We start from the raw sequence: 14708 nt of genomic DNA on the forward strand, positions 1-14708 counted from the left end.
CTTGCTATTGCTCTAAAAGCAGAATTTAACACTTTTTAACATGCTGCACCTATATTACTAAGTTTTTAGTTATATCTTGCAGCATCAAATCCTAAGTATGAAAGTCACAATTATGGCACTGGTGTTATACCTGTGCTCTCTAACTGCGCTTGCGCAGCAATCTCCACCTTACTCTGTAAAGGGAGCGGCTATTGACAGCGTGGTAAACGCCAAATTAACCAATGCTTCCATCAGCGTGTTAAACGCAAAAGATTCAACCTTAGCTAAATTTACCCGCGCAAAAGCCGACGGTACATTCAGTATCACCGGACTTAAAAAAGGTAAGTTTATATTACTGATGACCTATCCCGGTTACGCCGATTACGTAGAGCAGTTCTCGCTCGATTCTGTAAAGACAACACACAACTTTGGCCGTGTTACCATGGATCTTAAATCGCGGTTGCTAAAAGAGGTAATTGTAAAAGGGACGGTAGCAGCCATCAAAATAAAAGGTGATACCACCGAGTTTAACGCTAAGGCATTTAAAATTGAGCCTAACTCAAAGGTAGAAGACCTGCTGCGCCAATTACCCGGCATACAGGTAGATAAAGATGGAAAGATTACTGCGCAAGGCCAAAGCGTACCAAAGGTTTTGGTAGATGGCGAAGAGTTTTTTGGTGACGACCCGACGCTGGTAACCAAGAATATCCGAGCGGATATGGTAGACAAGGTGCAGTTATATGATAAGAAAAGCGACCAGGCTACCTTTACCGGAATTGATGATGGGCAAAAGACCAAAACCATCAACATCAAACTAAAAGAAGATAAAAAGAACGGATACTTTGGTAAAGTAAATGGCGGTGCGGGCACAGATGGTTACTATGAGACCCAGGCCCTCTTTAACATGTTCAGGGGCAAAAAGAAATTCTCTGTTTATGGCACTATCAGCAACACCGGTAAAACGGGCTTAGGTTGGGAAGATAACAACAGATTAGGCACACAGGAAGGTATGACTTTTGGCGATAACGGAGATATCTACATCACCGGCAGCGGAGACGATCTCGACTCGTTTGACGGCCAATACAGAAATTCAGGCTTGCCGATTGCGCGTACAGGTGGCGTGCATTACGATGCAAAGTGGAATGGTGACAAGGAATCGATAAATGCCAACTACAAGATCGGTTCGTTAACCGTTGACCAGGTGCAAAGTTCCCTGTCTCGTAATACCCTATCAGACAGTTTGGTGATCGGTAATAATTCGAGCCAAACCAGCCATAATTACATGTTCAGGCAAAAGGCGGATGCAACTTATAATATTAAATTAGACACCACCTCAAACCTTAAACTATCTGTTGACGGTACCATCAAAAACTCTCAAACATCTACTACGGATAAGTCTTCCTCATTCAGAAATGATACGTTGATAAACGACCAGAACAGAAGGTTAAATAACGAATTGGATGGAAAGATATTTAATGCAACAGCTTTTTATACAAAAAAGCTTAAAAAGCCGGGGCGTACTTTATCAGTTAACGTAACAGGCGGTATCAATGATAGCAAAGCAAATGGCAACTTATACTCGCAGATTAACTACTACAACAAGAACGGCTCAGGCGCGGTAGACAGTGCCAAATTAATAGATCAGTATAAAACGAACGACCTGAGGAGTTCGAAATTTTTAACTAATATCACCTACACTGAGCCGTTAGCCAAGGGATTATCTCTTGTATTTAACTACGGCATAAGTATTAATAATAGTGATGCGGATAGAAAATCGTTTAGCCAGTCCGCGCCCGGTAGATACGATGTATTGATAGATTCGCTTAGCAGTGATTATAAGTTTAATCAATTAAGTAACCAGGTGGGCGCTATATTCAATCTAAAAAAGGGTAAGCACAACTTAAATTTTGGTACCCGTGTAGCTGACCTTCGTTTTAAGCAAGTAGCTACATTTATGCAAAACGGCGGTGTTGCCGACAATATTTTAGAACGCCATTTTACCAACTGGAACCCTCAGTTAAGTTACCAATGGCGTTTCTCGTCCCAGGGTTCTTTCAGGTTTAATTATAACGGTAATCAAAGGCAGCCATCTATAGACCAGATACAGCCGGTGCGTATCAACAACGATCCGCTGAACATAACAATTGGTAATCCTAATCTCAAGCCGTCTTTTAACCACCAATTTAACATCGGTTTTAATAATTACAAGGTTTTAACAGAGCAATACATCTCATTGTACAGCGGCTTTACCTTTAATCAAAACCCAATTGTTAACAATATCACTACCAGCACTACAACTGGTAAGAACACTATTGAATACGAAAATTTGCCCGGCAAATCGCCGTTAAACTATTATGGCGGTTTATACCTGGGTAGAAAATTGGGTTTTTGGGGCATCAATATCGGCGGCAATTTCGGTTTTAATGGCCAGGAGTTTTATAGCTTTAAAACCGATGATGTTACCGGTAAACGATTGAACCGCACCACATCGAATAGCTTTAATGGACAGCTTGAAATAAGTAAATACGTGCAAAAGAAATACTCGTTCAGTTTAGCTGCCGGGCCGGAATTTACGAGAGGGCAATCATCGCTAAGCCCAAACATTAACAACAATAGATATGGTTTCACCGGAAACGGACGCGCATCAGTCAATTTGCCTTTCAAAATACTGATTGCTACTGATGGAAATTATACCTACACGGGAGCTGCACAATCTTTTGGAACAGATTTTAGACAGTTTATCTGGAACGCCAGCATAGCTAAATCATTCTTCAAGTCTGAGAATTTAAAATTTATAGTAAGCGGTAACGACTTGTTAAACCAAAATTCTGGTTTTAACATCAATTCAAATGGTACCAATTACAGTGAAACTCGTACCAATAACATTAGAAGGTACTTCTTATTTACAGTATCATGGGATTTTAATAAAATGGGCGGCGGAGCGCCTGCAAAAAAATAAGATGAAAAATTTATTGATAACCTTTATAGCTTCGCTGTTTTGTAGCAGTTTGTTTGCACAGGCAAATGCACACTTTACCACAACAGGCACAGTGGAGTACGAAAAACGCGTAAACATGTATGCCATTATTAAAAAGCGTTTGGGTAATGATGAAGGCGGCTTTGCTTCACAGGCGTTTGAGAATTATAAAAAAACGCAGCCGCAGTTTAAATCCCTTAAAAGCACTTTAACTTTTACAGGAAACAAAACGTTATTTACACCCATACCACCTGCAGAAGCGGGTAACAACTGGTTTGGCGACATGCCTGAATCAAAACAGCAGAATGTGATTTACACAGACCTTAATACCAATGTTGCCACGGCATCTAAAGAAGTTTTTGAAGAGAAATTTCTGTTGAAGGACACCTTACGCAAGATCAATTGGAAAATTACAGATGAGACCCGCGAAATTGCGGGTTACAATTGCCGCCGTGCCAATGCGCTGATCATGGATTCGGTTTACGTAGTGGCGTTTTATTCTGATGAGATCCCGGTATCTGGCGGGCCGGAATCTTTTACTGGCCTACCGGGCATGATATTAGGGCTTGCTTTACCGCACGATAATATTACCTGGTTTGCTACCAAAGTTACAGATATGCCGATAGCCGAAAACCAGATGAAGGTGCCTGTTAAAGGCAAAGCAACTACCTACAAGGGCTTTGAGGCTACCATGAAAAAGGTGATGAAGGATTGGGGCACCTGGGGGCAATCATACCTCAAGGTATTCCTGTTATAGCTAAGCGATACCTCTTTGAATTACATCAGCCGCATGCTTTTTAAGTATGCGGCATTTTTTTGTGCGCTTTGCAGCGGTGTTTCTTTGTAAAAACGGCTCTGCTCTACAAAAAAGTACTGCATACCAGTGTCCAACCCTGCTGCAATAAACTTAGGGAAATTGATGATACCCTGACCCAGATCGCAAGCAGATTCTTCTTTACTACCTTGTGGTAAGCGTTTTTTCAGCACATCGCGCATGTGTGCCATTGTAAAACGGCCTTTGTTTTTGTGCATGTATGCGTAAGGGTCGGCACCCTCGGCAACTGCGTAGTAAACATCCATTTGATAATGAACAAGTGCTTTGTCCGTATTTTTTAGTAGCACATCAATAGGTAATTGTCCATCAACAGGTTTATACGGATAATCGTGCGGATGGTAACCAAACTGCAGGCCGTGTTTCTTGCAGATTGCACCACGCTGATTAAAATCTTGTGCGAAATTTTTAAACGCATCAATGCTTTTTTGCGGGCCCAACCATGGGCATACCAGGTACTTCATACCTATTTCGGCGGCTTGCCCGGCTAACTTATCAAACTCCTGCAAACTGCAGGGGTTATAATGCGAACTTATCAGTTGTAACCCAAATGCGCCTGCAAGCTTTCTGAAGTCTTTATTGCTATATCCCCAGAATATACCTTTATCACTGCCGTAGCTTTCAATTTGCTTATAGCCCATTGCGCCAAGTTGCTTAAGCGTACCGGCCGGGTCGCGTTCCATATCTTCCTTTACCATGTATAACTGGATGCCTAAAGCTGGTTTCTTATGCCCAACTACCGTATCAAAGGCCATTGCCGGCGATGCTGCCAGTGCGGCCAACATGCCCGCGCTGTGTATAAAGTTTCTTCTGTTCATATGGTTGTATCTTTCTTTTTGTCATTGCGAGGAGCGTAGCACCGTGGCAATCTCATCGCGTTTATTTACATGCGACGAGATTGCCGCGCTACGTTCGCAATGACACGCGTGAGTACCTTACAAGTCCCTCACAATTACTTCACCCGTCTTTTTATCTTTAAGGATAAGCTTGCGTTCTCCGTGCGGCAATATTTCTTCTTTTATGAGATAGTATTGTTCATCAAACTCTGCGAATTTGGCACCATTGTTATCATCAGTACGGCCACGCCAGTCGTCAATTTCGACAGGCTCCCATAAACCGCTTTTGGCTGATGCGTAGGCCGCATCAATAATGGCATTTACCACGTAACCATCGTAAAAACTCTCAAAAGGATCGCGCTTTTGCTCAATAGCCTCGAACATATCGGTAAACATGTGATTATAACCCAATTCGTTCACCTCATCCCCAACCGGGAATAGCCAGCCGGTGTTGCTTTCGGCTTTTTCAGCAACGTATCCGCCTTCTTTTCCAGTACTGAACATATCAAAGCCGGTGCGCAGGAAGTTATTGATCCAAATAGTCCCTTCGGTACCCATTACTTCATCGCGCAGGTCCATACCTCCCCTAAAGCACCAACTTACTTCAAACTGACCGATAGCGCCGTTTGCATACTTTACCATGCCTATAGCATTATCTTCGGCATCTATGGGATGTACCTGTGTGGCTGCCCAGCACATCACCTCAACCGGGCGAACATCTTTACCGATATAATTACGGGCGATCTCTATGCAATGGCATCCAAGGTCCACAATGGCCCCGCCACCGCTTTGCTCTTTATTCCAGAACCAGTTGCTGTGCGGGCCTGGATGTGCCTCGCGGCTTTTGGCCCAAAGTATACGACCCAGGCTTCCCCCTTTAACGCTCGCTAATGATTTACTGAATTTTGGGGTATAACAAAGATCCTCAAGATAACCACCCATAATGCCAGCCTTCTCTACCATATCCAGCATTTGCTTAGCTTCTGCAGCGGTACGGCCGAGCGGTTTTGTACATAGTACGTGTTTGCCCGCTTTAGCACAAGCTTCAACAGCAGCAAGGTGCAGATCGTTAGGTAATGATATCACTACGACATTTACTTCGGGGTTATTAACAACCTCTTCTAAACTATCGCTGTAAACAGGCAATCCATAATCGGTTGCAAATGTCCTGGCCTTTTCAATATTTCGGGAGTATACAGCATGTAATTTATCGATACGGCGATGACCGATCAATGAATCTGCATAGAACCTGGCTATAAAGCCGGAGCCGAGCATAGCGATTTTCATAACGATAAAAGGAAGTGGTTTATGCCGTCAAGATAGCTTTAGAGCGGCAGATATGCAAGCGCATGAATTTATTTAGTCCTGAATATTGAGTTGGCTGCTTTCAATAAAAGCTTTTATAGCTAATACAGCTTCACTGTCCTTGTTATCCAGGTCCAATTCGTTTAAAGATTTAAGATAGCCCACCAATTTCTCTGTTTTGTTGGCATCAGTTACGGCGAAACCCATTAACCATTGCTCAAAACTCTTTTCGTCGGTAGTTTGGTTTACAAGAGTGATAACATTAGTGTGCCGCTCGTCGGCCTGTATGCGTTTGTAGAGTGCATCGATGATCTTATCACGCCCCTCTAACAATTGTATAAAAGTTCCTTCAGAGTAAAGCAATACGCCCGAAATATTTACTGCTGCATTGTGTATGCGAGAACTATGCAAAATATCAAGCAATTGGTTCTCATGCATAGGATAAGCCGATTTACTGATGTAGACAATAGTTTTCATGATGCACGTGGATGCCTCAATATTAATAAAAATATTCGGGGAGGCAAACTTTTGTTAGTCCGAAAGCGACGGCAAACCTGCGTTGGTGACAAAAATGTGTCAGCGTTCACGGTGTTCACAAGTGTTCATGCCGTGAACGTGAACACATGCGGTGAGGGGTAAATTATGAGCAGTGAGTAGAAAAAGTAAGCCAAAGTAAGGCCATAGTAGGGTACTTGGGGGCCAAAGCAGATACGTACGGTGACCTTGGAGGCCTTGCGAAACGTCTATAAACAAGAAAACCCCATGAACGATGTTCACAGGGTTTCTGATAAAAGTTGGCACCGACCTACTCTCCCACATTTTACTGCAGTACCATCGGCTCTGGCGGGCTTAACTTCTCTGTTCGGAATGGGAAGAGGTGGACACCGCCGATATAGGCACCTGAAGATCCTTTGTTAGTATTTAGTAGTTAGTATCAGGTATCAAGACCTTTACCAACACTGCTAACAAGATTTTATATGTTTATGATTTTCGCATGCTTTGTATCTATATACTTGATACTATATACTCGCTACTATCATCAAACAATGACATATTATTGAAAGAAGTAATTTTTAGAGAAAACAACAGCAATTTCTTCTGTTAGAGAAAGCTTCGGATAATTAGTATTACTCGACTTTGATGTCACCACCTTTATATCTGTAACCTATCAACGTAGTAGTCTGCTACGATCCTATAAGGAAGTCTCATCTCGTGGCTAGTTTCGCACTTAGATGCTTTCAGCGCTTATCTATTCCCAACGTAGCTACTCTGCAGTACACCTGGCGGCATAACAGATTCACCAGAGGTTAGTCCAACCCGGTCCTCTCGTACTAAGGTCAGCCCCACTCAAACTTCCAACGCCCACAACAGATAGGGACCGAACTGTCTCGCGACGTTCTGAACCCAGCTCGCGTGCCACTTTAATGAGCGAACAGCTCAACCCTTGGGACCTTCTCCAGCCCCAGGATGTGACGAGCCGACATCGAGGTGCCAAACCTCCCCGTCGATATGAGCTCTTGGGGGAGATCAGCCTGTTATCCCCAGCGTACCTTTTATCCTTTGAGCGATGGCCCTTCCATGCAGAACCACCGGATCACTATATCCGTCTTTCGACCCAGCTCGACTTGTCTGTCTCACTGTCAAGCAAGCTTATGCTATTGCACTCCGCGTACGGTTACCAAGCGTACTGAGCTTACCTTTGAAAGCCTCCGTTACCTTTTTGGAGGCGACCACCCCAGTCAAACTACCCGCCAAACAATGTCCCCGACATGATCGGGTTAGACACCAAATACAGAAAGGGTGGTATTTCAACGTTGGCTAACCTACTCCTAGCGAAGCAGGATCACAGCCTCCCACCTATCCTACACATCCTGTATCCGATATCAATGTTAAGTTATAGTGAAGGTGCATGGGGTCTTTCCGTCCCGTTGCGGGTAACCGGCGTCTTCACCGATACCACAATTTCACCGAGCTCATGGCTGAGACAGCGCCCAGATCGTTACACCATTCGTGCAGGTCGGAACTTACCCGACAAGGAATTTCGCTACCTTAGGACCGTTATAGTTACGGCCGCCGTTTACTGGGGCTTCGATTCAATGCTTCGCCTTGCGACTAACATCCCCTCTTAACCTTCCAGCACCGGGCAGGTGTCAGGCCTTATACGTCATCTTTCGATTTTGCAAAGCCATGTGTTTTTGTTAAACAGTCGCCTGGGCCTTTTCACTGCGGCTGACATTGCTGCCAGCGCCCCTTCTCCCGAAGTTACAGGGCCATTTTGCCGAGTTCCTTAGCCATGATTCACTCGAGCACCTTAGGATTCTCTCCTCGACTACCTGTGTCGGTTTACGGTACGGGTTTTTATAACCTGAAGCTTAGCGGGTTTTCTTGGAAGTCTGATTACCTGAACTATCCCGTCCCCCGAAGGTTCTGAGTACTATCAGCTTTCAGCAAGGTCTGCGTACTTAACTACAAACCCTATACCTACGGCCTTTAACGAACTATTCCGTCAGTTCGCGTCAGTTTCACTACTCCGTCACCGCATCGCAGTTATAAAAAGTACTGGAATATTAACCAGTTGTCCATCGGCTACGCCCTTCGGCTTCACCTTAGGCCCCGACTAACCCTGATCCGATTAGCGTTGATCAGGAAACCTTAGTCTTTCGGTGGGCGGGTTTCTCTCCCGCCTTATCGTTACTTATGCCTACATTTGCTTTTCTATAACCTCCACAGTCAGTTGTCCTTCCTGCTTCACCGGCATATAGAATGCTCCCCTACCAGATACATTACTGTAAATCCATAGCTTCGGTATAACGCTTAATGCCCGTTTATTATCCATGCCCGATCGCTCGACTAGTGAGCTGTTACGCACTCTTTAAATGAATGGCTGCTTCCAAGCCAACATCCTAGCTGTCTGTGCAATCGGACCTCGTTAGTTCAACTTAGCGTTAATTTGGGGACCTTAGCTGATGGTCTGGGTTCTTTCCCTCTCGGCCATGGACCTTAGCACCCATAGCCTCACTGCAGTGTATATTAAATAGCATTCGGAGTTTGTCTGGATTTGGTAGGATTTGACTCCCCCGCACCCAATCAGTAGCTCTACCTCTATCTAACTTTACCACCACGCTGTTCCTAAAAACATTTCGGGAGTACGAGCTATTTCCCAGTTTGATTAGCCTTTCACCCCTACCCACAGATCATCCGGAAACTTTTCAACGTTTATCGGTTCGGTCCTCCAGTACCTGTTACGGCACCTTCAACCTGTCCATGGGTAGATCACAAGGTTTCGCGTCTACCCCCTCTGACTATACGCCCTATTCAGACTCGCTTTCGCTTCGGCTGCGTGGCTTAACCACTTAACCTTGCCAGAGAGGAGTAACTCGTAGGCTCATTATGCAAAGGCACGCCGTCACGGAACAAGTCCGCTCCGACCGCTTGTAAGTACACGGTTTCAGGTTCTATTTCACTCCCCTGTTCGGGGTTCTTTTCACCTTTCCCTCACGGTACTGGTTCACTATCGGTCTCTCAGGAGTATTTAGCCTTACCGGATGGTGCCGGCAAATTCCCACAAGGCGTCTCCAACCTCGCGGTACTCAGGATACCACTATCTTACTATTACTTACCCGTACGCAGCTATCATGCTCTATGGCAGGGTTTTCCCACCCCTTTCCGGTTCATTTTAGTAGTCATATTGTGGTCCTATAACCCCGGCTATGCCGTAACATAGCCGGTTTGGGCTTCTTCCATTTCGCTCGCCACTACTCTGGAAATCACTGTTGTTTTCTCTTCCTCTGCTTACTTAGATGTTTCAGTTCAGCAGGTTTGCGCATTTATGCAACTATTCTTCAAATAGTTAGGTTTCCCCATTCGGAAATCACCGGATCAATTCATATTTGCTGATCCCCGGTGCTTATCGCAGCTTATCACGTCCTTCATCGCCTCTGAGAGCCAAGGCATCCCCGTGTACCCTTTCTTACTTTCTTCTAATATCATTGCTGCTTTTGCTCAGCACGATACGATTTTATTATTTCGAGTCGCTTTTCTTGAGTAAAGATCTTTTGATTAAGGACAAAGGACCAAAGTCTTTTATCTTTTATTTTTTTTTCTTTCATCTCTGAAAAGACGTCCCTACTGTTGTCTTCTCTTCAATTTACTTCTTCCAATATGTCAAAGAACGTTTTGCTTTAGTATCAAGCCGCTAGTATCAGGTATCAAGACTAATCTTGCTACTATATACTTGCTACTTGTTACACTTAGCATGGTGGAGAATAACGGATTCGAACCGTTGACCCCCTGCGTGCAAGGCAGGTGCTCTAGCCAGCTGAGCTAATCCCCCTTTCAGATGTTTTTAGTATCAAGTCGTTAGTATTTAGTATCAAGACGTTTTCTTGCTACTTTATACCTGCTACTTGCTACCTTCACCTCGTAGTCCCGAGCAGATTTGAACTGCTGACCCCTACATTATCAGTGTAGTGCTCTAACCAAGCTGAGCTACAGGACTGTGTGTTGTGTACAATCTTGCCACTTTTAATGGTTTTACCACCACTGATGGCTTCATCTTCCGGGTTTGTGTTTCATTATAATAAGAAAAGATAATGCAGGTAACAGCAGTGCTGTTATGTTTAACAAAGTAGTTAGCGGGATAATGCTCCAGAAAGGAGGTATTCCAGCCACACCTTCCGGTACGGCTACCTTGTTACGACTTAGCCCCAGTTACCGACTTTACCCTAGGCGGCTCCTTGCGGTTACCGACTTCAGGTACTTCCAGCTTCCATGGCTTGACGGGCGGTGTGTACAAGGCCCGGGAACGTATTCACCGCGTCATTGCTGATACGCGATTACTAGCGAATCAACTTCACGGGGTCGAGTTGCAGACCCCGATCCGAACTAATGAATGGCTTTAAGAGATTGGCATCCTGTTGCCAGGTAGCAGCCCTCTGTACCATCCATTGTAGCACGTGTGTAGCCCCGGACGTAAGGGCCATGATGACTTGACGTCGTCCCCTCCTTCCTCTCTATTTGCATAGGCAGTCTGTTTAGAGTCCCCATCATTACATGCTGGCAACTAAACATAGGGGTTGCGCTCGTTGCGGGACTTAACCCAACACCTCACGGCACGAGCTGACGACAGCCATGCAGCACCTAGTTTCGTGTCCCGAAGGACTGAGACGTCTCTGTCTCATTCACTAACTTTCAAGCCCGGGTAAGGTTCCTCGCGTATCATCGAATTAAACCACATGCTCCTCCGCTTGTGCGGGCCCCCGTCAATTCCTTTGAGTTTCACCCTTGCGGGCGTACTCCCCAGGTGGAACACTTAACGCTTTCGCTTAGACGCTGACCGTATATCGCCAACATCGAGTGTTCATCGTTTAGGGCGTGGACTACCAGGGTATCTAATCCTGTTTGATCCCCACGCTTTCGTGCCTCAGTGTCAATGACACCATAGTAAGCTGCCTTCGCAATTGGTGTTCTGTGACATATCTATGCATTTCACCGCTACTTGTCACATTCCGCCTACCTCTAGTGTATTCAAGCCCATCAGTATCAAAGGCACTGCGATAGTTGAGCTACCGTCTTTCACCCCTGACTTAATAGGCCACCTACGCACCCTTTAAACCCAATAAATCCGGATAACGCTTGGATCCTCCGTATTACCGCGGCTGCTGGCACGGAGTTAGCCGATCCTTATTCTTACCGTACATTCAGCTTCGTATACATACAAAGGTTTATTCCGGTACAAAAGCAGTTTACAACCCGTAGGGCCGTCTTCCTGCACGCGGCATGGCTGGTTCAGGCTTGCGCCCATTGACCAATATTCCTTACTGCTGCCTCCCGTAGGAGTCTGGTCCGTGTCTCAGTACCAGTGTGGGGGTCATCCTCTCAGATCCCCTAAACATCGTAGCCTTGGTAAGCCGTTACCTTACCAACTAGCTAATGTTCCGCATGCCCATCTTAATCCTATAAATATTTGATCATTCTATGATGCCATAAATTGATTTTATGCGGTGTTAATCTCTCTTTCGAGAGGCTATCCCCTGATTAAGGTAGGTTACATACGTGTTACGCACCCGTGCGCCACTCTCATGAAAAGCAAGCTTCTCAATCCCGTCCGACTTGCATGTATTAGGCCTGCCGCTAGCGTTCATCCTGAGCCAGGATCAAACTCTCCATTGTAAAATGTGTTGTTTGTATCCAGACCCTATTAACTCAATCAATAGAAATCTGTAAAAATATTATTCTCTTACATTATCCCTATCTACTTTCATCTCAGCTTCCGAAACCTTGGGTTCGTTCTTCCGCTGTTACGCTGCATTCTTTATCTTTTCTATTACCTTTAAGAACTTATCGCTTCACCTCACGGATCCGCTTTCTATATTTTCAGCCGTTGCGGCCTCAACATTTCAATCTTTTATTCTTAGAAAACCCTTGTGGCTTTCTCCTTTCTTCGTTTTCCTTCGTTTCCGAAGCGGCTGCAAAGGTACAACCTTTTTTCTCTTTCGCAAATATTATTTTAAAATAATTTTTGCTCCGTTTTTCAATCCTACTCGAGGTTCTTTTCCCTCTTTCGCGGGCTGCAAAGATGCGAACTTTTTACCATTCGTGTCAAGTATTATTTTCAACTTTTTTTAAAGCTTATCTTGTACCCCTCTCTACATCCATTACCTTCAAAAAACAACCGCCATCACTCTCGTTCTTGCGGGCTGCAAAGGTAGCAGCTTTTTGTTGGTTTGCAAACTTTTTTTAAATTTTTAAAGTTTGTTTTTCTTTTCAGAGAACGTCCCGCTTCCCGATAGTTACCTTGATCGTTTGCGGGCTGCAAAGGTACGCAAGGTTTTCATTTTTGCAAACATTTTTACCGACTTAGCGTTAGTGTACCTTTAACACGCTGATGATGAGCAACAAAAAGTTATCTAAGCTCCATATATAACGCTATTGCCCGATGCAGCGTCGCCCTATACCCTCTCCAAAGGATAGCTCCTTTAAAATGGCCATAGCTATATATGTATCTTCACAATCTTTTAGCTGCTTTAAAAATCATATAATCCTTTAATCATAAGATTCAAGGTGCGATATGTAGTAGATGGAATTTAAAGCGTTTTTAATGGTTATTGGCTACGGACGCTGCGTTAGCGATGATAGCGTATACCGGCCGGTGGTTAAGGCCTGCAGGCGTATGAGCGGATAGCGCGGCCCGTCAGTCAGCGGGAACGCCCATATATATATAACTATATAGCTGCACTGATACAGGCAACCCTGGAAAACACAGTTCGCGGTAGTCTATGTATATAATATAAGGAAGAATAATTTGAGGCGGCAATCATACAAATGCTGGGGCAACGTTAAAAGATGTTAAATGCGGGGTATACATATATATAGTATGTAAGTAACCAACTATCTTAGTAGCCTAAATAAATAATTGCCCATTCTGTACTAATAACTTATCTTTGCAAAATGTTTAAAAAACTGACCCGTATATTCTTAGTCGGTATTATAGCTGTTAGTGTGTTGGCGGCTGGTTGTAAAAGCCAGTACGATAAACTTAAGGCAAGTAATGATAACGCTAAGAAATATCAGGAGGCTATTAAGTATTACAACAAGAAGGACTACGCTAAAGCGCTTGGTTTATTTGAAGACCTTGCCCCGCGTTACCGTGGCCGTACCGAGGCTGAGGATCTTTTTTATTACTACGCTTATACAAACTACAGGCTTAAGGATTATACATCAGCCAGGTACCACTTTAAAAACTTTGCTGATTCATACCCGTCAAGCCCTCGTGCTGAGGAGTGCCGCTTCATTGCTGCTTACTGTTTTTACCTCGATTCGCCTATTTATTCATTAGACCAGGAGAATACGGAGAAAGCTATTGAGGCTTTACAATTGTTTATTAACCTGTATCCTAAAAGCGACCGTGTAACTGAAGCCGGTAAACTGATACAGAACCTGCGCGATAAGCTTGAGCAAAAAGCTTATGCTAATGCAAAGCTTTATTTGACCATAGGCGATTACCTGTCGGCCGTTATTGCGTTTAACAATACACTGCGTGAGTTTCCTGATACCAAATATGCAGAGGAGCTTGAATATTTAACTATACAAGCGCAATATAAATATGCAGGTATCAGCTATGAGATAAAACAGCAAGAGCGCTACCAGCAGGCTATAGATTATGCAGAACAGTTTACTGAAAAGTACCCTAACAGCAAATTCCTAAAAAGCGCGAACGACTATATTAGAGATAGCCGCTATGGCATTGAGCGTAACAAGCGTGTGCTTGCCCAGGCTGCCGTAGACAGAAAGTTTGCAGAGAAAATGATGAGCAAGGATACTACAAAGACCACCCCGCCATCAATTAAAGACAGAACATTCCAAAAAATACCATAAGAACTAATATATTAATAGCAATATAAAAGATATGAGCGCTAATAACACAAACAAACCTGCTGTAGCAAGCAGCACAGTAACCCGCGACCTGCGTGAGCTGGATGTTAAGACAGACAACATCTATGAATCTTTGGTGATCATGGCTAAACGTGCTAACCAAATATCAAATAACATTAAAGAAGAGTTACACCAAAAGCTGTCTGAATTTGCTTCATCAAACGATAACCTTGAAGAGGTGTTTGAGAACCGCGAGCAGATAGAGATATCTAAACACTACGAAAAAATGCCTAAACCTACTTTAGTAGCTGTGCAGGAGTTTTTAGATAACAAGATCTACTACCGTAACCCGGCTAAAGAAGCTAAAGAATTATAAGCCGCAGGCTAATTCAAAAGTTTAAAAGTC

The 14708-nt window shown here is 44.1% G+C and carries 7 protein-coding genes, 2 tRNA genes and 3 rRNA genes; 4 read left to right on the top strand and 8 right to left on the bottom strand.

Annotation, left to right across the window (positions count from 1 at the left end):
- The first annotated feature begins 97 nt into the window (after positions 1 to 97).
- Positions 98 to 2938 (top strand): outer membrane beta-barrel family protein, encoded by a 2841-nt coding sequence (locus INP83_RS20860; protein ID WP_146273441.1) that lies wholly within the window; start codon positions 98 to 100, stop codon positions 2936 to 2938.
- A gap of 1 nt (position 2939) precedes the next feature.
- Positions 2940 to 3713, top strand: a complete 774-nt coding sequence (locus tag INP83_RS20865; RefSeq protein ID WP_219125775.1) for a GLPGLI family protein — start codon at positions 2940 to 2942, stop codon at positions 3711 to 3713.
- A gap of 20 nt (positions 3714 to 3733) precedes the next feature.
- Here INP83_RS20865 and INP83_RS20870 read toward each other — a convergent pair whose 3' ends face one another.
- From INP83_RS20870 to INP83_RS20905, 8 genes are all read right to left on the bottom strand, one after another.
- Positions 3734 to 4606 (bottom strand): sugar phosphate isomerase/epimerase, encoded by an 873-nt coding sequence (locus INP83_RS20870; protein ID WP_219125776.1) that lies wholly within the window; start codon positions 4604 to 4606, stop codon positions 3734 to 3736.
- A 117-nt stretch (positions 4607 to 4723) separates the two neighbouring features.
- Positions 4724 to 5911, bottom strand: coding sequence for a Gfo/Idh/MocA family protein (locus INP83_RS20875; RefSeq protein WP_219125777.1), 1188 nt, complete (start codon positions 5909 to 5911; stop codon positions 4724 to 4726).
- Positions 5912 to 5983: 72 nt separating this feature from the next.
- The gene (locus INP83_RS20880; RefSeq protein WP_186458833.1) at positions 5984 to 6406 is read right to left on the bottom strand and encodes a BLUF domain-containing protein; all 423 of its coding nucleotides are present in this window, start codon (positions 6404 to 6406) and stop codon (positions 5984 to 5986) included.
- A gap of 315 nt (positions 6407 to 6721) precedes the next feature.
- Positions 6722 to 6833, bottom strand: a 5S ribosomal RNA gene (gene rrf / locus INP83_RS20885).
- A 198-nt stretch (positions 6834 to 7031) separates the two neighbouring features.
- Positions 7032 to 9909, bottom strand: a 23S ribosomal RNA gene (locus tag INP83_RS20890).
- A 276-nt stretch (positions 9910 to 10185) separates the two neighbouring features.
- A tRNA-Ala gene (locus INP83_RS20895) sits at positions 10186 to 10262 on the bottom strand.
- Between the two features lie 90 nt (positions 10263 to 10352).
- Positions 10353 to 10427: transfer RNA gene (locus INP83_RS20900), tRNA-Ile, on the bottom strand.
- 153 nt (positions 10428 to 10580) lie between these two features.
- Positions 10581 to 12100: ribosomal RNA gene (locus INP83_RS20905) — 16S ribosomal RNA — on the bottom strand.
- The 16S, 23S and 5S rRNA genes sit together here with 2 tRNA genes alongside, the layout of an rRNA operon.
- A gap of 1278 nt (positions 12101 to 13378) precedes the next feature.
- Here INP83_RS20905 and INP83_RS20910 point away from each other — a divergent pair.
- Together INP83_RS20910 and INP83_RS20915 are read left to right on the top strand one after the other, a co-directional pair.
- Positions 13379 to 14305, top strand: a complete 927-nt coding sequence (locus INP83_RS20910; RefSeq protein WP_146272588.1) for an outer membrane protein assembly factor BamD — start codon at positions 13379 to 13381, stop codon at positions 14303 to 14305.
- Between the two features lie 31 nt (positions 14306 to 14336).
- Positions 14337 to 14678 (top strand): DNA-directed RNA polymerase subunit omega, encoded by a 342-nt coding sequence (locus tag INP83_RS20915; protein WP_146272587.1) that lies wholly within the window; start codon positions 14337 to 14339, stop codon positions 14676 to 14678.
- Positions 14679 to 14708: the final 30 nt, after the last annotated feature.

The organism is Mucilaginibacter sp. 21P (assembly GCF_019331605.1).
GTDB classification, from domain to species: Bacteria; Bacteroidota; Bacteroidia; order Sphingobacteriales; family Sphingobacteriaceae; genus Mucilaginibacter; species Mucilaginibacter achroorhodeus.